At 66.7% G+C, this 23,160-nt stretch carries 20 protein-coding genes and 1 pseudogene; 10 read left to right on the forward strand and 11 right to left on the reverse strand.

Features of this window, described 5'->3' with window-relative positions; translation table 11 throughout:
• Positions 1-103 precede the first annotated feature (103 nt).
• The 3 genes and pseudogenes from VF716_RS11210 to VF716_RS11220 form a co-directional block, all read right to left on the reverse strand.
• Positions 104-601: an RNA polymerase sigma factor gene (locus VF716_RS11210; RefSeq protein ID WP_017246489.1), complete on the reverse strand. Its 498-nt coding sequence runs from the start codon at positions 599-601 to the stop codon at positions 104-106.
• 86 nt (positions 602-687) lie between these two features.
• A complete protein-coding gene (locus tag VF716_RS11215) occupies positions 688-3,078 on the reverse strand; it encodes an EAL domain-containing protein (RefSeq protein ID WP_440552701.1) in 2,391 nt (796 codons plus the stop codon).
• Positions 3,072-4,009 (reverse strand): annotated as a pseudogene (locus tag VF716_RS11220) (ABC transporter substrate-binding protein). Before VF716_RS11220 ends, VF716_RS11215 begins: the two are co-directional and overlap by 7 nt.
• A gap of 220 nt (positions 4,010-4,229) precedes the next feature.
• Here VF716_RS11220 and VF716_RS11225 point away from each other — a divergent pair.
• Positions 4,230-4,679, forward strand: a complete 450-nt coding sequence (locus VF716_RS11225; RefSeq protein ID WP_020305907.1) for a PAS domain-containing protein — start codon at positions 4,230-4,232, stop codon at positions 4,677-4,679.
• A gap of 153 nt (positions 4,680-4,832) precedes the next feature.
• Positions 4,833-6,290 carry a sensor domain-containing diguanylate cyclase gene (locus tag VF716_RS11230; RefSeq protein ID WP_020305908.1) on the forward strand — a complete coding sequence of 486 codons (1,458 nt, stop codon included), beginning with the start codon at positions 4,833-4,835 and terminating at the stop codon, positions 6,288-6,290.
• An 87-nt stretch (positions 6,291-6,377) separates the two neighbouring features.
• On the opposite strand, the gene ppa is transcribed toward VF716_RS11230, so the two are convergent.
• Positions 6,378-6,905 (reverse strand): inorganic diphosphatase, encoded by a 528-nt coding sequence (ppa, locus tag VF716_RS11235; protein ID WP_003290517.1) that lies wholly within the window; start codon positions 6,903-6,905, stop codon positions 6,378-6,380.
• A 108-nt stretch (positions 6,906-7,013) separates the two neighbouring features.
• On the reverse strand, positions 7,014-7,826 hold the full coding sequence (locus VF716_RS11240; RefSeq protein WP_041755794.1) for a zinc-dependent peptidase: 813 nt from the start codon (positions 7,824-7,826) through the stop codon (positions 7,014-7,016).
• Positions 7,827-8,029: 203 nt separating this feature from the next.
• Between VF716_RS11240 and VF716_RS11245 the strand changes: the two genes are divergently transcribed.
• Entirely contained in the window at positions 8,030-8,458 is a 429-nt protein-coding gene (locus VF716_RS11245) for a RidA family protein (RefSeq protein WP_011914699.1), read from the forward strand.
• Between the two features lie 84 nt (positions 8,459-8,542).
• On the forward strand, positions 8,543-10,114 hold the full coding sequence (locus VF716_RS11250; protein ID WP_279946757.1) for an alkaline phosphatase D family protein: 1,572 nt from the start codon (positions 8,543-8,545) through the stop codon (positions 10,112-10,114).
• Between the two features lie 6 nt (positions 10,115-10,120).
• On the opposite strand, the gene eutC is transcribed toward VF716_RS11250, so the two are convergent.
• The 5 genes from eutC to exaC all read right to left on the reverse strand — a co-directional run bounded on the left by eutC (position 10,121) and on the right by exaC (position 15,595).
• A complete protein-coding gene (gene eutC / locus VF716_RS11255) occupies positions 10,121-10,903 on the reverse strand; it encodes an ethanolamine ammonia-lyase subunit EutC (protein ID WP_017246063.1) in 783 nt (260 codons plus the stop codon).
• Complete coding sequence (locus VF716_RS11260) at positions 10,900-11,028, reverse strand: hypothetical protein (RefSeq protein WP_440552702.1); 129 nt, start codon at positions 11,026-11,028, stop codon at positions 10,900-10,902. Before VF716_RS11260 ends, eutC begins: the two co-directional genes overlap by 4 nt.
• The gene (locus VF716_RS11265; protein ID WP_049324607.1) at positions 11,025-12,416 is read right to left on the reverse strand and encodes an ethanolamine ammonia-lyase subunit EutB; all 1,392 of its coding nucleotides are present in this window, start codon (positions 12,414-12,416) and stop codon (positions 11,025-11,027) included. The genes VF716_RS11260 and VF716_RS11265 overlap by 4 nt, the downstream gene beginning before the upstream one ends.
• 11 nt (positions 12,417-12,427) lie before the next feature.
• Entirely contained in the window at positions 12,428-13,876 is a 1,449-nt protein-coding gene (gene eat, locus VF716_RS11270; protein WP_011914695.1) for an ethanolamine permease, read from the reverse strand.
• Positions 13,877-14,074: 198 nt separating this feature from the next.
• Positions 14,075-15,595, reverse strand: a complete 1,521-nt coding sequence (exaC, locus tag VF716_RS11275) for an acetaldehyde dehydrogenase ExaC (protein WP_019405356.1) — start codon at positions 15,593-15,595, stop codon at positions 14,075-14,077.
• Between the two features lie 189 nt (positions 15,596-15,784).
• Between exaC and mpl the strand changes: the two genes are divergently transcribed.
• The 4 genes from mpl (at position 15,785) to ftsH (ending at position 20,041) form a co-directional block, all read left to right on the forward strand.
• Positions 15,785-17,134, forward strand: coding sequence for a UDP-N-acetylmuramate:L-alanyl-gamma-D-glutamyl-meso-diaminopimelate ligase (gene mpl, locus VF716_RS11280; protein ID WP_108242341.1), 1,350 nt, complete (start codon positions 15,785-15,787; stop codon positions 17,132-17,134).
• A 52-nt stretch (positions 17,135-17,186) separates the two neighbouring features.
• A complete protein-coding gene (gene ubiX, locus VF716_RS11285; RefSeq protein ID WP_013984098.1) occupies positions 17,187-17,816 on the forward strand; it encodes a flavin prenyltransferase UbiX in 630 nt (209 codons plus the stop codon).
• 1 nt (position 17,817) lies between these two features.
• Positions 17,818-18,108: a YceK/YidQ family lipoprotein gene (locus VF716_RS11290; RefSeq protein WP_011914691.1), complete on the forward strand. Its 291-nt coding sequence runs from the start codon at positions 17,818-17,820 to the stop codon at positions 18,106-18,108.
• Between the two features lie 91 nt (positions 18,109-18,199).
• Positions 18,200-20,041, forward strand: a complete 1,842-nt coding sequence (gene ftsH, locus VF716_RS11295) for an ATP-dependent zinc metalloprotease FtsH (RefSeq protein ID WP_019405353.1) — start codon at positions 18,200-18,202, stop codon at positions 20,039-20,041.
• Between the two features lie 9 nt (positions 20,042-20,050).
• Here the strand turns inward: ftsH and queG are convergent, their stop codons facing one another.
• Positions 20,051-21,124, reverse strand: coding sequence for a tRNA epoxyqueuosine(34) reductase QueG (queG, locus tag VF716_RS11300; protein WP_108242340.1), 1,074 nt, complete (start codon positions 21,122-21,124; stop codon positions 20,051-20,053).
• Between the two features lie 73 nt (positions 21,125-21,197).
• Between queG and VF716_RS11305 the strand changes: the two genes are divergently transcribed.
• Both VF716_RS11305 and tsaE read left to right on the forward strand, forming a co-directional pair.
• Positions 21,198-22,688 carry an NAD(P)H-hydrate dehydratase gene (locus VF716_RS11305; protein WP_440552703.1) on the forward strand — a complete coding sequence of 497 codons (1,491 nt, stop codon included), beginning with the start codon at positions 21,198-21,200 and terminating at the stop codon, positions 22,686-22,688.
• Positions 22,676-23,146, forward strand: coding sequence for a tRNA (adenosine(37)-N6)-threonylcarbamoyltransferase complex ATPase subunit type 1 TsaE (tsaE, locus tag VF716_RS11310; protein ID WP_011914687.1), 471 nt, complete (start codon positions 22,676-22,678; stop codon positions 23,144-23,146). The genes VF716_RS11305 and tsaE overlap by 13 nt, the downstream gene beginning before the upstream one ends.
• Positions 23,147-23,160 lie beyond the last annotated feature (14 nt).

Below are 23,160 nucleotides of genomic sequence, written 5' to 3' on the forward strand. Positions count from 1 at the left end.
CATCTGCGAGGATGCCGTTTAATCGAGAATTACTCTCAATTGCGCAAGGGCACAGGCAAGACGAATCAGCGCGGAAAAACCATTACGGGTGACAGAAAAAAAATTACGGCCGCTCCAGCCGCTGGCGCGCCTTGGCCAGCTGAGCGATCACGGTGTTCACCGAAATGCCCAGGCGCTCGGCGATCTCCGCCTGGCTGAGCCCTTCCAGCCGCGCCAGTTCGAACACCTGGCGACAGCGTGGCGGCAAGTCGTCGAGCTGGCGCAGGACGCATCGCAGCGCACACTGGTGTTCCACCAGCCCGCAGGGGTCGGCCTGCACGGCCTCGATCAGTTCCAGCGGTGCCTCGTCGCCGGCACCGACAAGCGCGCGATGGCGCAGGGCATCGCGCAATAGATTGGTGGCGATGCGAAAGAGATAGGCCTTGGGGTTGGCGAGGCTCTGCTCGGGCATGACCTGCGCCAGTTTCAGCCAGGCATCCTGGGCCAGGTCCTCGGCCAGTGCTCGGCAGCCGCCGAGGCGAGTCAGATGGGCTACCAGCCGTTGGCGGTGATGGACATAGCATTGCAGACAGGCATCGGGAATCTTGTTGTTGTCGCGCATGGGTGCATGCCACCGGGAGGGGGCACGAACCTAACTCAGATGCGAACGCTTCGCAATTGCAGGCGCTTTGCCGCTATCGATGCCGATCAGCCGTCCAGCGGCAGCTGCAGATTGACCGGCCGGCCATTCAGCTGCAGACGGCACTGCGCTGCCGGCTGCGGTCGCGCATAGTGGAAGCCTTGCAGGCTGGGGCAGCCGTTGAGGCGCAGGAAGGCCGCCTGACGCTCGTTCTCCACCCCTTCGGCCACCACATGCAGCCCAAGGTGGCTGGCCATGGTGAGGATGCCCCGCACCAGGGCTACCGATTGCTCGCTGTCCGGCAGCCCGCTGACGAATTCACGGTCGATCTTGATACCGTCGAAGCGGAAGCGCTGCAGGTACGTCAGCGAGGCATAGCCGGTGCCGAAGTCATCGAGCAGCAGTGGCAAACCGGCGGCCTTGAGACGGCCGAGGGTCTGCTGCACATGCTCGTCGGCCTCCAGCAGCGCGCTTTCGGTGATCTCCAACTCCAGCATGTCGGGCGACGCACCCTCTTCGGCGAGGATCGCCAGCAGGCTGCCCGCCAGATCGGCCTGGCGGAAGTCCAGCGGCGACAGGTTGATCGCGATGCGAAGCGGATGGCCCATGGCGTGCCAGCGGCAGGCCTGGCGGCAGGCCTCTCGGACCACCCAGCGGGTCGCCTCGATGATCATGCCGCTCTCTTCCAGCACCGGGATGAATTCTCCGGGCGGTACCAGTCCGCGCTCCGGCGAATTCCAGCGCAGCAGCGCTTCCATGACTTCGGGCTCGCCCTGGGCATTGACCTGGGCCTGGTAATGCAGCACGAACTCGTCCCGGTCCAGCGCCCGGCGCAGAGCCTGCTCGAGGGCGCGGCGGCCGGCGGCGGCATCGCTGAGCGCCTCGTTGTAGAACACCGTGCAGTTGCGGCCGGCATCCTTGGCCGCATACAGGGCGAGGTCCACCTGTTTGAGCAGGTCGCTGGCACTGTGCCGGCCGTCGCTGATGGCAACGCCGATGCTCGGGCTGACGTAGCACTCGTACTGGCCGATGCGCACCGGCGGCTGGAAGCCTTCGATGATGCACTGGGCCAGCTGCTCGGCGCGGGCGTGGTCGCTGCCGTCGAGCAGCAGCATGAATTCGTCGCCACCGCTGCGCGACAGCAGCGCATGCTCGGGCATCAGCCGGCCCAGGCGGTCGCCGATCTGCACCAGCAGCTTGTCGCCGATCTCGTGGCCGAGGCTGTCGTTGATGCGCTTGAAGTGGTCCAGGTCGAGGTAGAGCAGCGTCAGCGGCAGGCGCGCCGCGAGCAACTGTTCGAGGCGCTGCACCAGGTAGTTGCGATTGGCCAGCTGCGTCAGCGGATCGAAGTGGGCAAGAAAGCGCAGACGCTGTTCGGCGCGCAGGCGGTCGCTGATGTCGCGCAGCAGCACGAGGAAATGGCGAACGCCGTAGCGCTGGAATGGCGTGCAGCTGATCTCCAGCGGCACCTCCCGATCATGACGGCGACCGGTCAGCTCCAGCGGCGTGTTCGCCGGGGTGCTCAGCAGGCGGGTGGTGGCATCGCTTTCCAGCAGGCGATCACTCGGCAGGTTGCCCAACAGCTCCGCCGGGGTACAGCCGAACAGCGCTGCCGCCGCAGGGTTGGCCTGCAGCACGCGCAGCTCGCGGTCGACCACCAGCATGCCGATCGGCGCGGTGTCCACCAGGTCGCGGAACAGCTGCTCGCTTTCGCTGAGCGCCAGCTGGCGCTCGTGCAGCTGGTTCATCATCCGATTGAGGGTTCTGGCCAGCCGGCCGATCTCGTCGCGGCCGCCGACCGACAGGTTCTGCGGTTGCTGATCGATGGCGAACTGGCGTGCGGCCTGGTCGATGCGGGCCAGGCGGCGCGTCAGCAGGCGACCGTAGAGGCGGTTTAGGATCACGCCAAGCAACAACAGCAGGGCCAGCGTTTGCACGAGGTAGAACCAGGCCTCGCGCTTGGTCTGCGCCAGCATCGGCGCGAAGTCGTACTCCACCAGCAGCGCTTCGCGCAGCGGCGTGCCGTCCTGGGCGACGCGGTCCAGCGGGTAGATCGCCAGCTGCCTGGAGCCTTCGCCGAACCAGCCCGCGCGGCCGCCGTTCACCTGTTTGGCGAGTTCGCCGGCATCGATCAGTGCCAGGCGCTCGGGGGACAGACCCAGCTGGGTCGTGGCGATCACCTGTAGGCTGCGGTCGATCACCATCGCCCAGCGCACACCTTCCAGGCTGGCCAGATCGGCAAGCTCGGTTTCCAGCTCGGCGTTGCGGCCGAGGCGGCGATGATCGCTCAGGCTGCTCTGCAGCAGGGCAAGATGCTGCGAGGTGTGGTTGCGCCAGCCGGCGAGGGTTTCCTCGATACGGGTCGGCAGGTGCCAGGCGGTCAGCATGACCGTGAACAGCAGACCGAAGATGCCCAGCAGCAGGGGTATTGATCGACGCAGCGACAACCTTGTCAGCATATTGGGCCCTCGCAGCGAGCGATCAGATTGACCGGATTCGAACCGTTGAGCAGCCGGCGTTCGCGCAGATATTGGCTGAGCTGGCCGATGCTCTGCTGCAACTGGCCCTCGTCGAACCACTCACGGTTGACGGCGCGATCACCCATCAACAGGCCGTCGAGGGTGACCTGCAGTGCCATCGGCGTCAGGCCCAGGCGCGCATGCAGGCGCGGATCGGTTTCGCCGCGATTGTCCTGCCAGGTGCGCAGCGCATCGAACCAGAGGTCCCGGAGGCGCCGACGCTGCTCGCGGGTGACGCGTTGCCGGTCGACCACCAGTACGTCGACGATCTCGCCCGGCAGCTGGCGGCTGTCGAAGATGCGCCGGGCGCCCTTGCTTTCCAGCGCCGGGCCCTCCGAAGCGAAGGTGATGACAGCGTCGACTTCGCCGGCGGCGAAGGCGGCGGGGCCTGCTCATGCACCGGCAGGCTGACCACCTGCAGATCGTCGATCCGCAGCCCGGCCTGATCCAGCACGCGGGAAAGGAAGTAGGCGCCCAGCGCAGTGTTTTCGACGCCGATGCGCTGGCCGGCCAGGTCCTTGAGGCTGGTCAGCGGCGCGCGGGCGAACAGCGCATCGGCGCCAGCTGAGACGTTGGTGACCAGAATGATCTCCAGGTCGAGCTCCGCCGCGCTGTCCTGCAGCAGCAGCGTTTCGTCGAGGGTGAGCATGGCGGCGTCCAGCATGCCGTTGCGAAAGCCGCGCAGCACACCTGTGGTGTTCGGGTATTCCACCAGGCGGATGCCACTGGGGGCAGTCCAGCCCAGATCGTCCGCCAGATAGATCGGCGCATAGCCAAGCCAGCGGTTGCTGCCGATACGGATCGAATCCGATTCGGGCTGGCAGCCGAGCAAGGCGACAAACAACAGCAAGAGGATTGAGCCCCGAACCATGCGATCACTCCGTGATACCTGTTAGCCACCATAGCGAAACCGTACGGTCACGGGAATCCCTTCGAAAGCAGGGGATATAGGCGCGACGTATCGGCGGTGCGCTGAATCGCATCAGCGACGCTCGTCTGCAGCGGCACCGTGCTCAACTCCGGCAAGTGGCACGGGCATAGTCGGTGATCAACCTGGGCAGGTTTTCCAGGGCCTCGGTGCTCTGGGCGGTTTGCTGGTCGGCTGCCTGCAGGATGTGACCGAGCAGCAGCGGCGCGAGGCACGTCTGGAAGACGCCGAAGCGTTCACCCGCGGGATCATCGATGCCTTGCCGCTGGCCATCGGGGTGGTCGATGGCAACGGCAGGCTGATCACTGCCAATCAGGTCTGGATGGCCGGCGGCAACGCTCCGGCTGCCTTGTCCGGATGCAAGTCGCTGGATTACCTGGCGCGCTGCCGTGCGGCCACTGGCGACGGGTTCGATGCCGGTGCCAGGCTGGCAGACGGCATCGAGGCGCTGCTCGCCGGCACTGGCGATCCGTTTGTGTTCAGCTACGAGCACGGCCGTGATGGACAGCGGCGCACCTACCAGAGCTCGGCATTGCTGATGAGTACGCTGACCCGGCAGGTGCTGGTCGTGCATGAGCTTCTTCCGGTGCGCCAGCCAGTGGCGATGGCCTGATTCCGGCCTGATGGCTGTGTTGCCCTTGCGTACACAGCGCGGGCGGGCGCGCGTCGTGCCGGTGCGTTGTCCGGTCACGTGTCTGGCCGGCGCTACCGTTCGTCTGTTAGCTTCGAGAACAAGAACTTCGCGTAGGACGCGACGGGGTGAAGCTTGAAACGCAAGGCAGGACTTCTGGCAGCCCTGGTGCTCGTGCTGACGCTGGGACCGATGTGGGCGTTCGTGCTGGACGAGATCAAGCATGAACGTACGCTGACGGTGCAGGCGGCGCGCAACAACGCGATGAACCTCGCCACCGCTTTCGAGGCCCACGTGCTCAGCACCATCCGGCTGATGGACATCGTGTTGCTGGACATGCGTGAAGACGTCCTGGAGCACATGGACTTCGGCCGCCACGTGGACGAGGAGCTCAAGGCCTATGGCGGCTTCATTGCACAGCTGGCGGTTATCGACCGGGACGGCCGGCTGGTCTTTTCCAACCTCGGGCCGTCCGGAAAGCACGTGGACCTGAGCGATCGCGAGCACTTTCGCGTGCATCGCGACAACCCGCAGGAGGATCGGCTGTTCATCAGCAAGCCGGTGCTTGGTCGGGTTTCGAAACAGTGGACCATCCAGTTCACTCGTCCCATTCACCAGAATGGCGAGTTCGCCGGGGTGCTGGTGCTTTCCGTGCCCACCAGCTTCTTCGCCGACTACTACCAGCAGATCGACGTCGGCCCCAACGGCAGCATCGTTTTGCTGGGCACCGATCGCAGCGTGCGAGCCATCGCCTCCGGAACGCAGATTCCGGGGCGCTACGGGCACTTCAAGGTGCCGGAGGACAAGCCCTACTTCGATCCGGAGGCTCCCCAGCGGGGCTTCTACGAAGGCGTCAGCGTCATCGACGGGGAGTATCGCCTCGGCGCCTATCGGCGCCTGATTGACCAGGGCGTGGTGGTGGTCGTGCTGTTGTCGCCGACGGACTTCATGGCGGCATTCCAGGAGCGCAAGACATTGCTGACCGTTTCGGCAGGTGTCATCTCCCTGGCATTGTCGGTGGTGGCGCTGCTGATCTTTCTGCTGAGCAGTCGCTACTTCCAGAGCATCGCTCGCTTGCGCCTCGCCCACGGCCAGCTGGCACAGCTGGCCAACACCGATGTACTGACCGGCGTCAGCAGTCGCCGGGCCTTTCTAGCGGGCCTGGAGGCTGAACTCGCGCGAGCCCGCCGCCACAACGAGAGCCTGAGCCTGCTGATGCTCGATATCGATCACTTCAAGCGCGTCAACGACGTGCACGGCCATCCGATCGGCGATGCCGTGCTCAAGCAGTTCAGCGAGACCTGTGCCGGAATGCTGCGCGCTCACGACCTGTTCGGTCGGCTCGGGGGCGAGGAGTTCGCCATCGTGTTGCCGCATACCGATGCCGAAGGGGCACGCTGCGTGGCCGAGAAGATCCGCACTGCCGTGGCCCAGACGCCGATGCCCACGGCGGCCGGCGACATCACGGTGACGGTCAGCATCGGTCTGGCGCAGATGGAGGGCCTACCGGGCGAGGTGGATCAGCTGATGGCGCGAGCGGACCAGGCGCTCTACGAAGCCAAGCGTGGCGGGCGCAACCAGGCGCGGGGCTAGCGATAGTCGAACCGGGCCGGTGGCAAAAGGCAGATTTGCGGGCATTAAAAAGCCGGCTTGTGGCCGGCTTTTCTTCAGTGCCTCGACTTACTTCTGGTAAGCCTCGGCAGCTTTGATGATGGCGGCACGGGCGGCGTCGGCGCCTTCCCAGCCTTCGACCTTGACCCACTTGCCCTTCTCGAGATCCTTGTAGTTCTCGAAGAAGTGCTTGATCTGCTCGATCAGCAGCGGCGGCAGGTCGGTGTATTCCTTCACGTCCTTGTACAGCTGGGTCAGCTTGTCGTGCGGGACGGCGATCAGCTTGGCGTCACCGCCGGCTTCGTCGGTCATGTTCAGCACGCCGACCGGACGGCAGCGGATGACCGAGCCCGGGGCAACCGGATAGGGGGTCACGACCAGCACGTCGAGGGGGTCGCCGTCATCGGCCAGGGTATGCGGGATGAAACCGTAGTTGGCCGGGTAGAACATCGGGGTGGCCATGAAGCGGTCGACGAACAGGCAGTCGGTGTCGTGATCGATCTCGTACTTGATCGGCGCATGGTTGGCCGGGATCTCGATGGCGACGTAGATGTCGTTCGGCAGGTCTTTGCCAGCCGGGACTTTGCTGTAGCTCATGAACGATGGGCTCCTGATCGGCCAGCGCGGCCTGGGGGCGGAAAAAAAGTGGGCGCGATTATAGGCGCAATGTCGCGCGCAATGCACGCCGGCTTCGACGCGCCAGCCCTACGCAGGTTCCCGATAGGCGGGATGTTCGGCCTGCAGGCGTTGCAGTCGAGCGAGCGGGTCCTGCCGGTAGAACGCCGCCAGCTGCGCGTAGACGTCGGGAAAGCTCTGCTGCAGCACGTCCGGGGCGCTGAAGAAGTACTCGCTGGTGACGGCGAAGAATTCCGCCGGGTTTTCCGCGGCGTAGGGGTCGATCGGCGTCTCGGCTTCCGGGTCGGCGTCCAGCGCGGCGTTGAGTCGGTCGTAGGCGCCCTGCATGGCGCTGGCCCAGGCATCGATGCGCATCTGCCGATGCAGCGGCGGCAGGCCGTTGGCATCGCCGTTGAGCATGTCCAGCTTGTGCGCCAGTTCGTGGATCACCAGGTTGTAGGCCTCCCAGCCGCCGCTTTCCTGCACCCCGGGCCAGGCCAGGATCACCGGGCCCTGCAGCCAGGCTTCGCCGCTGTGTTCGGCGTCCCATTCATGCTCGACGCCGGCGGCATCGCGGTGCTTCTGCGGGCTGAGGAAATCATCGGGGTAGATCACGATCTCGTGGAAGCCGTGATACCAGCCGAGGTCCGCCAGGTGCAGCAGGGGCAGTTGCGCCTGCAGCGCCAGGCGCAGACGGTCCTCGGCCTGCAGCTCGACGCCGGGCAGCGCGGTGAGGCGCTTGTCGTGCAGGAACAGCACGGCGCGCTCACGCAGGCGGGCGAGTTCGTCGTCGCCGAGACCGTCGAGAATCGGCAGGCTGTCGAGCACCCGCTGCCACAGATCGACATCGACCGGGTTGCGAGCGAGGATGCGTTTGCGCTGCCAGGCGCGAAAGGACCACATGGCTGATGTTTCCAGCGGGGCGGGGCGCTCACCATAAGCGCGGCGTTCACCAGCGGCAAGCCGGACCTCGGCTGCCATGAAAGCCCGCGACCGCCTCTGCGAAACACCGGTGGGATCGCCGGGCGGCTGCTACGGTGAGTACTCCGGGCGAGTGGCGCTACTGCTGGCCTTGCCCGCCGAACCCTGTAGACGAGGAGCCTGCCATGCGTGAACAGAACCGCCCAGGGGGACTTTCCCTGATCAACCCGCCGGGCTTGTACGACCCCGCCCCGAACGGCTATTCCCATGTGGCGCTGTTGCCGCCCGGCGCGCGACTGGCCTTCATCGCCGGGCAGGGCGGTGAAACCGCCGACGGAGAGCTGTCCGAGGACTTCCGCCAGCAGGTGCGCCAGGCGCTGCGCAACCTGTGTATCGCCATCGAGGCCGTGGGCGGTACACCGCAGCAGATTGCCAGGCTCGGTGTACTGATCGTCGATCACAGCGAAGCGCGGCTGCAGGTGTTCGGCGACGAACTCGCGCGGGCGCTGGGGCCGGGTCCGAAGCCGGCCTGTACGCTGATTCCCGTGCCGCGTCTGGCACTGGACGGCATGCTGTTCGAGATCGACGCGGTGCTGTTGCTGGCGGCCGGCTGAGCGTGCCGTCGGTCGGCGCGTCACGGGACTGTCAAGCGGGACGGGTACATCGGAATGACCCCCACTCGCCAGGAGACTTCCGAAATGACCGCACCGGATCAGAAGCGCCGCCAACTGCTGCAGGGTATCGGCGCCGGCCTCGCCCTGCCGGTCCTGGGCGCCGCGCCCGCCATCATCGCCGCGCCGCGGGCGCGCCCGCAGATGCTTGACGGCGTGCAGTCCGGCGACGTGACGGACGATCGCGCGCTGATCTGGAGCCGCTGCGACCGCCCTGGCCGGTTGATCGTCGAGTGGGATACGCGCAGCCGCTTCGGCAATCCGCGGCGCATGGTGTCCTCCGTAACCGATGCCGGTCAGGACTTCACCGCCCGCGTCGACCTGCGTGGGCTGCCGGCGGATCAGTCGATCTTCTACCGGGCTCGTTTCGAGGATGCCCGCAGCGGCGTGCTCAGCGAGCCCTGGTTCGGCCACCTGCGCAGCGCCGCGAAGCGCCCGCGCGATATCCGCTTCGTCTGGGGCGGCGACACCTGCGGCCAGGGCTACGGTATCAACCCGGACTTCGGCGGCATGCGCATCTACGAAAGCATGCGTCGGCGGCGGCCGGACTTTTTCCTGCACAGCGGCGACGTGATCTATGCCGACGGGCCGATTCCCGCCGAAGTGACCGCCGAGGACGGCAGCATCTGGCGCAACCTGGTCACCGAAGAGAAGAGCAAGGTTGCCGAGACGCTGCACGAGTTTCGTGGCAACTACCGCTACAACCTGCTGGACGAGAACTTGCGGGCCTTCAATGCCGAGGTACCGCAGATCTGGCAGTGGGACGATCACGAGGTGACCAACAACTGGTCGCCGAGCAAGGAGCTGGACGACCGCTACCGGCAGGTTCGCGACATCGACACCCTGGTCCGCCGTGCGCGTCAGGCCTACCTGGAATACGCGCCGATGCGCGTGGCCCGCGGCGACAAGCTCGGGCGCATCTATCGCAAGGTCAGCTACGGGCCGTTGCTGGACGTGTTCGTGCTGGACATGCGCAGCTACCGCGGGCCGAACACCGATAATCTGCAGAGCGAGCAGGGCGCGCAGACGGTTTTCCTCGGCCGTGAGCAGTTGCGCTGGCTCAAGCGCGAGCTGCGCGCCTCGCGGGCGACCTGGAAAGTGATCGCCGCCGACATGCCCATCGGCCTGCATGTGCCGGACGGCGTGGATGCCCAGGGCATGCGTCGCTGGGAGGCGATCGCCAACGGTGACGACGGTCAGGCGCTCGGTCGCGAGCTGGAAATCGCCGAGCTTCTCGCCTTCATCCAGCGTGCGCGGGTGCGCAACACCGTCTGGCTGACCGCCGATGTGCACTATTGCGCCGCGCACCACTACCACCCCAACCGCGCCGCTTTCCAGCAGTTCGAGCCGTTCTGGGAGTTCGTCGCAGGCCCCTTGAACGCCGGCAGCTTCGGGCCTAATCCGCTGGACGGCACCTTCGGCCCGGAAGTGGTGTTCCAGAAGGCGCCGCCGACGGCGAACAGCTCGCCGCGGGCGGGCTTCCAGTTCTTCGGCGAGGTGGAGATCGATGCCCAGAGCGGTGCGCTGAGCGTGAGCCTGCGCGACATCGACGGCGCGGTGGTCTACAGCCAGACGCTGGAGCCCTGGCAGCCGGCCTGATGCCGGCTAGCCGAGCAGGAAGTTGCCGGCGCGCGGCTGACCGTCCAGCGCCGGCACGTCGGCCTCGTCCTTGAGCTGGACGCCGGATAGCTGTCGGCGGCTGGCTTCGCGCATCAGGTAGAGCAGGCGGTGCGCGGCCAGGTTGTAGCTCAGCCCCTCGGGGCGGATGTTGGAGATGCAGTTGCGCTGCGCATCGTGCCGGCCGACCTGCGGTGCCCAGGTGAAGTAAAGGCCCAGGCTGTCCGGCGAGCTGAGGCCCGGTCGCTCCCCGAGCAGGATCACCACCATGCGCGCCTTGAGACGCTGACCGATCTCGTCGGCCACCGCCACGCGGCCCTGTTCCACCAGCGCGACGGGACCGAGGGACCAGCCTTCGGCCTGGCATTGTTCGGCGATCTTCAGTGCCATGGGTGCCGCATGACGCTGCACGGCCAGGGCCGAGAGGCCATCGGCGATCACCAGTGCCAGGTCGCAGCCGTCGCCGGCCTCGGCGTCGAGCGTGGCGGCGCTGGTTTCGTCGAGGCGTCGGCCGAGGTCAGGGCGTTGCAGATAGGTCTGGCGGTCGCTGGCGGCGCTGTGTAGCGGCAGGCAGGCGAGGCCGTGCTTGTCCAGTTCGGCGGTCAGCGCGGCGCAGTCCAGCGGCAGGTGCACGGCATCACGGGCCTGCGCGTGGGCGAACTGGAAATCCAGTTGCGCCACCGTCGGCAGACTGGTGCCGGCACGGCCAAGGGCGATGCGCGCCGGGGTCAGCTGGCGCAGGTGCTGCCAGGGATTGGGGATGTGGTTCATTGCGGCTCCCGATGGTCGATACGCTGGCCCAGGCGGCGGACGCTCATGGCAGCGGCCTCGCCGGAGAAGCCGTGCGCGGCCCCTGCGCGGTCGAGGTCGCTGCCGGATTTGCCCTGGCATCTCATGCCTGCTGCTCCAGCGCACGGCGGAAGGCTTCGGGCAGGTCACGGCCGAGCTGCAGGCGATTGCCGTCCTGTCGGAGGATCTGCATCTTCGCCAGCCATTCCTCGAATTCCGGTGCGGGCCGCAGGCCGAGCACCTGACGCACGTAGAGGGCGTCGTGGAAGGAGGTGGTCTGGTAGTTGAGCATCACGTCGTCCGAGCCCGGGATGCCCATGATGAAGTTGATGCCCGCCGTGCCGAGCAGGGTCAACAGCATGTCCATGTCGTCCTGGTCGGCTTCGGCGTGGTTGGTGTAGCAGATGTCGCAACCCATGGGCACGCCGAGCAGCTTGCCGCAGAAGTGGTCCTCCAGCCCGGCGCGGATGATCTGCTTGCCGTTGTAGAGGTATTCCGGGCCGATGAAGCCGACCACGGTGTTCACCAGCAGCGGCTTGTAGCGGCGCGCGACGGCGTAGGCGCGGGCTTCGCAGGTCTGCTGATCGACGCCGTGATGGGCGTTGGCCGACAGCGCGCTGCCCTGGCCGGTCTCGAAATACATGAGGTTGTCGCCGAGGGTGCCGCGCTTCTGCGACAGGCCGGCCTCATAGCCTTCCTGCAGCGTTGACAGGTTGATGCCGAAGCTGGCGTTGGCCGCCTCGGTGCCGGCGATGGACTGGAACACCAGGTCCAGCGGCGCGCCGCGGTTGATCGCCTCGATGGAGGTGGTGACGTGGGTGAGGATGCAACCCTGGGTCGGGATCTCGTAGCGGCTGATCACCGCGTCGAGCATCTTCAGCAGCTCGCAGATGCCAGCGGTGCTGTCGGTGGCCGGGTTGATGCCGATCACCGCGTCGCCGTTGCCGTAGAGCAGGCCGTCGAGAATGCTCGCGGCGATGCCGGCGCCGTCGTCGGTGGGATGGTTCGGCTGCAGTCGGGTGGACATGCGTCCGGCCAGGCCGATGCTGTTGCGAAAGCGGGTGACGACGCGGACCTTCTGCGCGACCAGGATCAGGTCCTGCACGCGCATGATCTTCGACACCGCGGCGACCATTTCCGGCGTCAGCCCCGGTGCGAGGGCTTTCAGCGACGACTCGTCCGCCTCCTCGCCGAGCAGCCAGTTGCGGAAATCGCCCACGGTCAGGTGGCTGATCGGCGCGAAGGCGGCGGCGTCATGGCTGTCGATGATCAGCCGAGTGACTTCATCGCTTTCGTAGGGGATCAGTGCTTCTTCGAGAAAACGCCTGAGCGGCACATTGGCCAGGCACATCTGCGCCGCCACTCGCTCGGCGTCGCTGCCCGCCGCGACCCCGGCGAGCAGGTCGCCGGATCGCGCCGGGCTGGCCTTGGCCATCACCTCGCGCAGATCGTCGAAGCGCCAGGTGGTGCCGCCCACGCTGTGCGAGTACGTCATGGCTGCTCTCCCTACTTGAGTGTCGCCTCGGCCTGCTCGATCGCCGCGAATTCCCCTTCCGGCGTGCCGGCCACCAGATGGTGTCGACTGTAGATCGCGAAATAGGCGATGAAGATCCCGTAGATGATCGCGGCGCCGATCACCACCCGCGGGTCGACCAGGAAGCCCGCGATGACCGCGATGCAGGCCAGTACCAGCGCCACGCCCGAGGTGACGATGCCGCCGGGTGTCCTGTACGGGCGATGCAGATCCGGCCGGCGCAGGCGCAGCACGATGTGCGAAGCCATCATCAACACGTAGGAGATGGTCGCGCCGAACACCGCGACGAGGATCAGCAGGTCGCCCTGGCCGGTCAGCGAGAGCAGGAAGCCGATCACACCGGGGATCACCAGGGCCAGCACCGGCGCCTTGTTCTTGTTGGTCAGCGAGAGGTTGCGCGGCAGGTAGCCGGCCCGCGACAGGGCAAAGATCTGCCGCGAGTAGGCGAAGATGATCGAGAAGAAGCTGGCGATCAGCCCGGCCAGGCCGACCAGGTTGACGAAGCCGCTCATCCAGGTGGACGAACCGTAGGCCGTGGTCAGCGCTTCCACCAGCGGGTTGCCGGATGCCACCAGAGTGCTGGAGCCGGCGCCGCCCGGGCCGACCAGGAGGATCAGGCCGGCAAAGGCGACCAGTATCAGCATGGCGCCGATCAGCCCGCGGGGCATGTCGCGCTGCGGGTTCTTGGTTTCCTCGGCGGCCAGCGGCACGCCTTCGACGGCGAGGAAGAACCAGATCGCGTAGGGAATCGCCGCCCAGATGCCGACGTAGCCGTAGGGCAGGAAGTTGCTGGCACCGGCAGCGGTGGTCGGCGCGATATCGAGCAGCTTGTCCACCGAGAAGTGCGGCACCATGGCGACGATGAACACCGCCAGGGCAAGGGCGGCGACCGCGGTGATGATGAACATCAGCTTCAGCGCCTCGCCGACGCCGAAGATATGGATGCCGATGAAGACGATGTAGAAGGCCAGATAGATCATCCAGCCGCCGATGCCGAACAGTGACTCGCAATAGGCGCCGATGAACACGGCGATCGCCGCCGGCGCGATGGCGTATTCGATGAGGATCGCCGTGCCGGTGAGAAAGCCGCCCAATGGGCCGAAGGCGGTGCGGGCAAAACCATAGCCGCCGCCCGCGGTCGGGACCATCGACGACAGCTCGGCCAGCGAGAAGCACATGCACAGGTACATGGTCGCCATCAGCAGCGTGGCGATGAACAGCCCGCCCCAGCCGCCCTGGGCGAGGCCGAAGTTCCAGCCGGCGTAGTCGCCGGAAATCACGTAGGCGACGCCAAGGCCGACCAGCAGCACCCAGCCGGCGGCGCCTTTCTTCAGTTCGCGTTCCTGGAAATAGCTACTGCCAACGGTTTCGAAATCGATTGCGTGGTGCGGTGGCGTTGAACTGCTGTGTTCGAGAGCCATGGGGGAATCCTCTTGGACGGGTTGGCACCTCTCTCCCTAGCAAGCGTCATGCCCCGGCACGGAATACGGGATTCCCGGTGTTTTGTCGGTGGATGTCGGCAGGAACGCACCTTTTGCGGGCTCCACAGCACCATGGCGGAGCCCGGCAGGTGTCTTGTTCGAACGCGCGGTGAGCCGAAGCCCACCGCGCTCAGCCCATCAGAAGAAGCCCAGCGGATTGATGTCGTAGCTCACCAGCAGGTTCTTGGTCTGCTGATAGCTGTCGAGGATCATCTTGTGCGTCTCGCGACCGACGCCCGACTTCTTGTAACCACCGAACGCCGCGTGCGCCGGGTAGAGGTGGTAGCAGTTGGTCCAGACACGGCCGGCCTTGATCGCCCGGCCCATGCGATAGGCGCGGTTGATGTCGCGGGTCCACACGCCGGCGCCGAGGCCGTACTCGGTGTCGTTGGCGATGGCCAGCGCCTCGGCCTCGTCCTTGAAGGTGGTGACGCCGATCACCGGGCCGAAGATCTCCTCCTGGAACACGCGCATCTTGTTGGTGCCCTTGAGCAGGGTCGGCTGGATGTAATAACCGGTGGCGAGCGAGCCTTCGAGTTTCTCGGCCGCCCCGCCGGTGAGCACTTCGGCGCCTTCTTCCTGTGCGATCTTCAGGTAGGACATGATCTTGTCGAACTGCTGCTGGCTGGCCTGGGCGCCAACCATGGTGTCGGTGTCCAGCGGGTCGCCGCGCTTGATCTGCGCGACCTTTTTCATCACCGCTTCCATGAACGGCGCGTAGATCGACTCCTGCACCAGTGCGCGGGACGGGCAGGTGCACACCTCGCCCTGGTTGAAGAAGCCCAGCACCAGCCCCTCGGCGGCCTTCTCGATGAAGGCCGGTTCGGCCTGCATGATGTCCTCGAAGTAGATGTTCGGGCTCTTGCCGCCCAGCTCCACGGTGCTCGGAATGATGTGCTCGGCGGCGCGCTTCATGATGTGCGAGCCCACCGGGGTGGAGCCGGTGAAGGCGATCTTGGCGATGCGCTTGCTCGAGGCCAGTGCTTCGCCGGCTTCCCGGCCGTAGCCGTGCACCACGTTGAGCACCCCCGGCGGCAGCAGGTCGCCGATGCATTCGAGCAGCACGTTGATGCCCAGCGGGGTCTGCTCGGCCGGTTTGAGCACCACGCAATTGCCGGCGGCCAGCGCCGGGGCGAGCTTCCAGGCGGCCATCAGGATCGGGAAGTTCCACGGGATGATCTGCCCCACCACGCCCAGCGGCTCGTGGAAATGGTAGGCCGCGGTGTGTTCGTCGATCTCCGCGCTGGTGCCTTCCTGGGCACGGATGCAACCGGCGAAATAGCGGAAGTGGTCGGCGGCCAGCGGGATATCGGCGTTGAGCGTCTCGCGCACCGCCTTGCCGTTGTCCCAAGTCTCGGTGATGGCGAGCGTCTCCAGGTTCTGCTCGATGCGGTCGGCGATCTGCAACAGGATCAGCGAACGCGCCTGGACGCTGGTCTTGCCCCAGGCATCGGCGGCGGCATGGGCGGCGTCCAGGGCCTTCTCGATGTCGGCGGCGTCGGAGCGCGGGAACTCGGCGATGGGCTGACCGTTGACCGGGGAAAGGTTGGTGAAATACTGACCACCGGCCGGCTCGACGAACTGGCCGTTGATGTAATTGCCGTAGCGGGATTTGAAGGAAACGACAGCGCCTTCGCTGCCGGGATGGGCGTAACGCATGATGAGTCTCCGGTCTTGTAATTGTGATGACTGCTGTCTTTCAGCGTAGAACAGGCTCCGTTCGTCGGCAGGCGAGGCGACGTGCGGTGCGACCGCCCCGCAGCGGACCCTGTGCTAATCTGCGCCGCAGTTTTCCAGCGTCGAATGCGCGGCCATGCCGTCTGGCGCGGCGTCTTTCAGAGGTCATCAATGCATATCCATATTCTCGGCATCTGCGGCACCTTCATGGGTTCGCTCGCGGTGCTGGCCAAGGAACTCGGCCATCGCGTCACCGGCTCCGATGCCAACGTCTATCCGCCGATGAGCACCCAGCTCGAGGCTCAGGGCATCGAGCTGATGCAGGGCTACGAGCCGGCGCATCTGGAACCGGCACCCGATCTGGTGGTGGTGGGCAACGCCATGTCGCGTGGCAACCCCGCAGTGGAATACGTGCTGAACAAGGGGCTGCCCTATGTCTCCGGCCCGCAATGGCTAGCCGATCACGTGCTGCAGGGTCGCTGGGTACTGGCGGCGGCCGGCACCCATGGCAAGACCACCACCAGCAGCATGCTGGCCTGGGTGCTGGAACATGCCGGCATGAGCCCGGGCTTTCTCATCGGTGGTGTGCCGCAGAACTTCGGCATCTCCGCACGGCTCGGCGGTACGCCGTTCTTCGTGGTGGAGGCCGACGAGTACGACAGCGCCTTCTTCGACAAGCGCAGCAAATTCGTCCACTACCGCCCGCGCACCGCGATCCTGAACAATCTGGAGTTCGATCACGCGGATATCTTCCCGGATCTCGCTGCCATCGAGCGGCAATTCCATCATCTGGTGCGCACCGTGCCGGGCGAGGGGCTGATCATCCATCCCGAGTCGGAAACGGCGCTCAAGCGCGTCATCGGCATGGGCTGCTGGACACCGGTGCAGACCACCGGCGACGGCGGCCAGTGGCAGGCGAAGCTGCTCAGCGCCGACGGCTCGCGCTTCGAGGTGATCTTCGACGGCGAGGTGCAGGGCGTGGTGGAGTGGGAGCTGACCGGCCGGCACAACGTCAACAATGCGCTGGCGACGTTGGCGGCGGCACGGCATGTCGGCGTGCTGCCGAAGCAGGGCGCCGAGGCGCTGAGCGAATTCCGTAGCGTCAAGCGGCGCATGGAGAAGGTCGCCGAGGTCAATGGCGTGACCATCTATGACGACTTCGCCCATCACCCGACCGCCATCGCCACCACCCTCGACGGCCTGCGCAAGCGCGTCGGCGATACGCCGATCATCGCCGTGGTCGAGCCGCGTTCGAACTCGATGAAGCTCGGCGCGCACCGCGAGGGGCTGGCCGAGTCGGTGGCGCTGGCCGATCAGGCGATCTGGTACGCACCGGCCAACCTCGGCTGGGATCTCGCCGCGACCGTCGCCGGCTCGCCGGTGCCGACCACGGTCTGCGATTCGCTTGAGGCGATCATTACCAAAGTGAAAGCCGATGCCGTGCCGGGCACTCAGGTGGTGGTGATGAGCAATGGCGGTTTCGGTGGGTTGCACGGCCAATTGGCCGCCGCACTGGCGTAGGTTGGAAATCGCCGCAGGCATTTCCACGCGAATGGCATCAGGAGCAAATTGAATGAGCGGACCGGAACGCATCACCTTGGCCATGACCGGCGCCTCCGGCGCGCAGTACGGTCTGCGCCTGCTCGATTGCCTGATCCAGGAAGACCGCGAGGTGCACTTCCTGATTTCCAAGGCCGCGCAACTGGTGATGGCCACCGAGACCGACGTGGTGCTGCCGGCCAAGCCGCAGGCCATGCAGGCCTTCCTCTCCGAGTACACCGGTGCCGCCGCCGGGCAGATCCGTGTGTTCGCCAAGGAGGACTGGATGGCCCCGCCGGCGTCCGGCTCCGGCGCACCGACGGCGATGGTGGTGGTGCCCTGTTCCACCGGCACGCTGTCGGCAATCGCCACCGGCGCCTGCAACAACCTGATCGAACGCGCCGCCGACGTCACCCTCAAGGAGCGCCGCCAGCTGATTCTGGTGCCACGCGAGGCGCCCTATTCGAGCATTCATCTGGAAAACATGCTCAAGCTGTCGAATCTGGGTGCGGTGATCCTGCCGGCCTCGCCCGGCTTCTATCACCAGCCGCAAAGCATCGACGACCTGGTGGATTTCGTCGTCGCGCGCATCCTCAACCTGCTCAACATTCCCCAGGACATGCTGCCGCGCTGGGGCGAGCACCATATCGTCAGCGACGACTGAGATGATCGGTCGGGCGCTGCTGGTACTGACGACGCTGAGCGTGCTGGGTGGCTGCGCCACGGTGCGCACGCTGGACGCGGCCAAGCCCGGCGCGCCGATCATCTATTCCGGCACGCGTCTGGACTGGTACAGCCTCAACGGTGGCTGCTGCCCACTGGATCGCTTCGGTGCCGTGGCGCCCAAGCATGCCGCGCTCGATCTGCCGGCCAGCGCCTTGCTGGACACGCTGTTGCTGCCCTTCGCCGTCGCGGCGGAGCTGGGCGTCGGGCTCGGTGTACGCGGCGGGCTCTGATTGCCGGCAACCGCGGCATAACTGATCTGGGTCCAGGCAAGCTCGCGGCCGCACAGGCATAGTTGACGGTCCGCGCACAAGGAGAAACGGTGTGAAAGACCGCGCTCAGTTCCATTTCAACTACTGGATGATCGCCATCCTGGTGTTTCTCGGCCTCCAGTACCTGCTGTCGGCGCAGCAGGAGGTGGCGACCATCCCCTACAGCGAGTTCGAGCAGCACCTCAAGGAAGGGCGCATAGATGAACTGGCCATCACGGACCGGCGCATCGAAGGCCGGCTCAAGGAGCCCCTGGCCGGCGGTCAGCGTCGTTTCATCACCAACCGCGTCGAGCCACAGCTGGCCGAGCATCTGCAGCAGTACCCGGTACGCTACACCGGCAAGGTGGAAAGCACGCTGGTGCGCGACCTGCTGTCGTGGATCATCCCGGCGGCGATGTTCTTCGGCATCTGGCTGTTCCTGCTCAAGCGCATCGGCAGCGGCCTGGGTGGCGGCGGCATGATGCAGATCGGCAAGAGCAAGGCGCGGGTCTACGTCGAGACCGACATGAAGGTGAGCTTCGCTGATGTTGCCGGCGTGGACGAGGCCAAGGACGAGCTCAAGGAAATCATCGAGTTCCTGCGCGACCCGCAAACCTACGGCCGCCTCGGCGGGCGCATGCCCAAGGGCGTGCTGCTGGTCGGCCCGCCGGGCACCGGCAAGACGCTGCTGGCGCGCGCCGTGGCGGGCGAGGCGAAGGTGCCATTCTTCTCCATTTCCGGCTCCGAGTTCGTCGAGCTGTTCGTCGGTGTCGGCGCGGCGCGGGTGCGCGATCTGTTCGAGCAGGCGCGGGCGCAGGCACCGGCGATCATCTTCATCGACGAACTGGACGCCCTTGGCCGTGCCCGCGGTGCCGGCCCCCTGTCCGGCGGGCATGACGAGAAGGAGCAGACGCTCAACCAGCTGCTGGTGGAGATGGACGGCTTCGACACCTCCAGCGGGCTCGTCCTGCTGGCGGCCACCAACCGCCCCGAGATCCTCGACCCGGCGCTGCTGCGCGCCGGCCGTTTCGACCGCCAGGTGCTGGTGGACCGGCCGGACAAGGTCGGACGGGTGCAGATTCTCAACGTGCACCTGAAGAAGTCGCGGCTGGGCACCGATGTCGATCCTCAGGCCATCGCCGCGCTGACCCCGGGCTTCACCGGCGCCGACCTGGCCAACCTGGTCAACGAGGCGACGCTGCTGGCGACCCGGCGCAACGCCGAGGCGGTGGCGATGCAGGACTTCACCGCGGCCATCGAACGCATCATCGCCGGGCTGGAGAAGCGCAATCGCCTGCTCAACCCGCGCGAGCGCGAGATCGTCGCCTACCACGAGATGGGCCATGCGCTGGTGGCCATGGCGCTGCCGGGCGTCGATCCGGTGCACAAGGTGTCGATCATCCCGCGCGGCATGGGCGCGCTGGGCTACACCATCCAGCGGCCCACCGAGGATCGCTTCCTGATGACCCGCGAGGAGCTGGAAAACAAGATGGCCGTGCTGCTCGGCGGCCGCGCGGCGGAGTGGCTGGTGTTCGCCCATCTGTCCACCGGCGCGGCGGACGACCTGGCCAAGGTCACCGACATCGCCCGCGCCATGGTCACCCGTTACGGCATGTCCACGCGCCTCGGCCATCTGGCGCTGGAGCGTGAGCCCAACGCCTTTCTCGGCAACGAAGCGTTGCTCGGCCTCAAGCCGCAGCACGACTACGCCGAAAGCACCGCTACGGCCATCGACGAGGAAGTGCAGGAGCTGGTGCAGGCGGCCTTCCAGCGCAGCCTGTCGTTGCTCGAGGCACGGCGCGAGCTGCTCGAGCGCTGCGCCCGGCAGTTGCTGCAACAGGAAACGCTGGATGCCGAGGAGCTGCGCCAACTGAGCGCCGCCGCGCCCGACACCGCGGCGCTTCCGGCGCCCTAGTCGGGTGTTTCAGGCTGGTGCGCGACCGGCGTGCTGGGCCAGGGCCCACTCCACATGCTCGCGCACCAGCTCCGACGGATCGTCGCGGCGCGCCTGAAGCGCTTCCAGCACCGGGATGCTCGACGGCGCATTGCCCAGGCCCACCGCGAGATTACGTAGCCAGCGTTCGTAGCCGGCGCGGCGTAGCGGCGAGCCCTCGGTGCGGCTGAGAAACTCCTCTTCCGTCCAGCGGAACAGGGTCGCCAGTTCAGCGTTGTCCAGGCTATGGCGCGGCTGAAAGTCGCTCTGCTCGGTGGGGCGTGCGAAGCGGTTCCAGGGGCAGACGATCTGGCAATCGTCGCAACCGAATACGCGGTTGCCGATCTTGTCGCGCAGCTCGACCGGGATCGGCCCCTTGAGCTCGATGGTGAGGTAGGAAATGCAGCGCCGCGCGTCCAGCAGCCGTTCACCGACGAACGCCTCGGTGGGGCAGATGTCCAGGCAGGCGTGGCAGCTGCCGCAGTGATCGCGGGTCACCGGCTCGTCGACCGGCAGCGCGATGTCGACGAAGAGTTCGCCGAGAAAGAACCAGCTGCCGGCCTTGCGGTTGAGCAGCAGGGTGTTCTTGCCGATCCAGCCAAGCCCGGCCTGCTGGCCGGCGGCCTTCTCCAGCACCGGCGCGCTGTCGACGAAGGCGCGGAAACCGAACGGACCGGCCACCTGCTGAATGCGCTCGGCCAGCTGCTGCAGGCGCTTGCGGATCAGCTTGTGGTAATCCCGCCCCAGGGCATAGCGCGACACATAGGCTTTTTCCGGGTCGGCCAGCTGCTGGCTCATGCGGGTGTCGCCCGGCAGGTAGTCCATGCGCAGCGAGATGACTCGCAGCGTACCGGGCACCAGTTCGTCCGGCCGCGAGCGCTTGCTGCCGTGGGCCGCCATGTAGTCCATCTCGCCCTGATAGCCCGCTTGGAGCCAGGCCTCGAGGTGCGCCTCGTGCTCGCCAAGGTCGACGCCGGTGATCCCCACCTGCTGGAAGCCGAGCTCGCGGCCCCACTCCTTGATGGAGTCGGCGAGTGCGACGGGATCGAGAGCGGAGCTGGACATCGGAGACTGCGGCGGGAAGTGAGCGGGTGCGTATAATTCTGCCAGACATTCCGCCGCGATGATCCCTGCACCGATGATCGATTCCCTGCCCGTCGCCCTGTACAACGCCACCCAGGTGCGCGAACTCGATGCGCGCCTGATTGCCGCCGGTACGTCCGGTTTCGAACTGATGCAGCGTGCCGCCCATGCCGCCTGGCGCGCGCTGCGCCGGCGCTGGCCCGATGCAGGTGCTGTGACCGTGCTCGCGGGGCGCGGCAACAACGCCGGCGATGGCTACCTGCTGGCGGCGCTGGCGCAGCGCGCTGGCTGGCAGGTGCGGGTGCTGGCGGTGGGCGATCCGCAAACGCTGCAGGGCGACGCGGCGCTGGCCTGCGCCGAAGCGCGTGATTGCGGAGTGCCCATCGAACCCTGGCGAGCGGAGGCGCCGCTGCAGGGCGTGCTGGTGGATGCGCTGCTCGGCACCGGTCTGACCGGCGCGGTGCGCGAACCCTATGCGAGCGCGATCGCGGCGATCAACGCCAGCGGCCGTCCGGTGCTGGCAATCGACCTGCCCAGCGGGCTGTGCGCCAACACCGGTCAGGTGCTGGGGCAAACAGTGCGCGCCGATCTCAGCGTGACGTTCATTGGCCTCAAGCTCGGCCTGTTTACCGCCGACGGCCCGGATCGCGTCGGCGCGCTGGTGTTCGACGACCTGCAGGCCGACCCGGGAATCGTCGCGCAGGTGGCCAGTGAGGCCGTGCGCCTCGACCATGGCTCGCTGGCGCGGGTCGCACCTCGTTCGCCGACCGCGCACAAGGGCAGTTTCGGCCAGGTGCTGGTGATCGGCGGTGATCTGGGTACCGGCGGCGCCGCGCTGCTCAGCGCCGAGGCTGCGCTGCGCTGTGGGGCCGGCATGGTGACCCTGGCGACCCGCCCGGAGCACGTCAGCGCTTCGCTGGTGCGCCGGCCGGAGGTCATGTGCAATGGCGTCGAGTCCACCTACAGCCTGACGGCGCTGCTGGAACGTGCCGATGTGCTGGTGGTCGGTCCCGGCCTCGGCCAGGCGCCGTGGGGGCGTAGCCTGATTTCCGCGGCTGCGCAGCGCGAGCAGCCGCAGGTCTGGGATGCCGATGCGTTGAACCTGCTCGCTACCGGTGCCGTCGAATTGCCGTCCGGCTGCCTGATCACGCCGCATCCGGGCGAGGCAGCGAGACTGCTGAAGTGCTCGGTCGGCGAGGTGCAGGCCGATCGCCCGGCGGCGGCGCGGGCGCTGGCGCAGCGTTATGGGTGCGTCGCGTTGCTCAAGGGGGCCGGCACGCTGGTCGCGGCGCCGGATGGCCGGCTGGCCCTGTGCGATCGCGGCCATCCGGCGATGGCCAGTGCCGGGCTCGGCGACGTGCTGGCCGGAGTGCTCGGTGCCTTGCTGGCGCAGCAGCTGGCGCCGTTCGATGCGGCTTGCCTGGGCGCCTGGCTGCACGCCGCCGCCGGTGAGCGCCTTGGCCCGCTGGGTCGCGGCCTGGCCGCCAGTGATCTGATTCCGGTGATTCGTCAGTTGTTCGAGGAGCAGTCGCCATGCCTGAAGTGAATCTGTATGCCGGGGACGAGGCGGCGATGCTCGCACTGGGCGCGCGCATTGCCCGGGTGACCGGTGGTCGGGGCGTTATCTATCTGCATGGCGACCTCGGCGCCGGCAAGACCACGCTGTCACGCGGCCTGATCCGTGGTTTCGGCCACGAGGGCAAGGTCAAGAGCCCGACCTTCACGCTGGTCGAGCCCTACGAACTGGGCGAGGTACAGGTGTTCCATTTCGATCTGTATCGCCTGGTCGATCCCGAAGAGCTGGAGTTTCTCGGCATCCGCGATTATTTCGAGGGTAACGCGCTGTGCCTGATCGAGTGGCCGGAGCGCGGGGCCGGCATTTTGCCAAAGGCCGACATGGACATTACCATTACGCCGCATGAGGCCGGCCGAACGCTGCGCCTGTCGCCCCATACCGCGCGGGGCGAAGCCTGGTGTGTCGCCCTGACCGACGGAGAGCTATGAATAACATGGGTTTG

Origin of the sequence: Stutzerimonas sp. Brlt_14 (genome assembly GCF_051948915.1) — a bacterium.
In the GTDB taxonomy this organism is placed as follows: domain Bacteria; phylum Pseudomonadota; class Gammaproteobacteria; order Pseudomonadales; family Pseudomonadaceae; genus Stutzerimonas; species Stutzerimonas stutzeri.

Coding starts and splice junctions, on each gene's coding strand:
- VF716_RS11210 (WP_017246489.1), bottom strand. CDS start 601: ATGCGCGACAACAACAAGATTCCCGATGCCTGTCTGCAATGCTATGTC.
- VF716_RS11215 (WP_440552701.1), bottom strand. CDS start 3,078: ATGCTGACAAGGTTGTCGCTGCGTCGATCAATACCCCTGCTGCTGGGC.
- ppa (WP_003290517.1), bottom strand. CDS start 6,905: ATGAGCTACAGCAAAGTCCCGGCTGGCAAAGACCTGCCGAACGACATC.
- VF716_RS11240 (WP_041755794.1), bottom strand. CDS start 7,826: ATGTGGTCCTTTCGCGCCTGGCAGCGCAAACGCATCCTCGCTCGCAAC.
- VF716_RS11245 (WP_011914699.1), top strand. CDS start 8,030: ATGCGTGAACAGAACCGCCCAGGGGGACTTTCCCTGATCAACCCGCCG.
- VF716_RS11250 (WP_279946757.1), top strand. CDS start 8,543: ATGACCGCACCGGATCAGAAGCGCCGCCAACTGCTGCAGGGTATCGGC.
- eutC (WP_017246063.1), bottom strand. CDS start 10,903: ATGAACCACATCCCCAATCCCTGGCAGCACCTGCGCCAGCTGACCCCG.
- VF716_RS11260 (WP_440552702.1), bottom strand. CDS start 11,028: ATGAGATGCCAGGGCAAATCCGGCAGCGACCTCGACCGCGCAGGGGCC.
- VF716_RS11265 (WP_049324607.1), bottom strand. CDS start 12,416: ATGACGTACTCGCACAGCGTGGGCGGCACCACCTGGCGCTTCGACGAT.
- eat (WP_011914695.1), bottom strand. CDS start 13,876: ATGGCTCTCGAACACAGCAGTTCAACGCCACCGCACCACGCAATCGAT.
- exaC (WP_019405356.1), bottom strand. CDS start 15,595: ATGCGTTACGCCCATCCCGGCAGCGAAGGCGCTGTCGTTTCCTTCAAA.
- mpl (WP_108242341.1), top strand. CDS start 15,785: ATGCATATCCATATTCTCGGCATCTGCGGCACCTTCATGGGTTCGCTC.
- ubiX (WP_013984098.1), top strand. CDS start 17,187: ATGAGCGGACCGGAACGCATCACCTTGGCCATGACCGGCGCCTCCGGC.
- VF716_RS11290 (WP_011914691.1), top strand. CDS start 17,818: ATGATCGGTCGGGCGCTGCTGGTACTGACGACGCTGAGCGTGCTGGGT.
- queG (WP_108242340.1), bottom strand. CDS start 21,124: ATGTCCAGCTCCGCTCTCGATCCCGTCGCACTCGCCGACTCCATCAAG.
- VF716_RS11305 (WP_440552703.1), top strand. CDS start 21,198: ATGATCGATTCCCTGCCCGTCGCCCTGTACAACGCCACCCAGGTGCGC.
- tsaE (WP_011914687.1), top strand. CDS start 22,676: ATGCCTGAAGTGAATCTGTATGCCGGGGACGAGGCGGCGATGCTCGCA.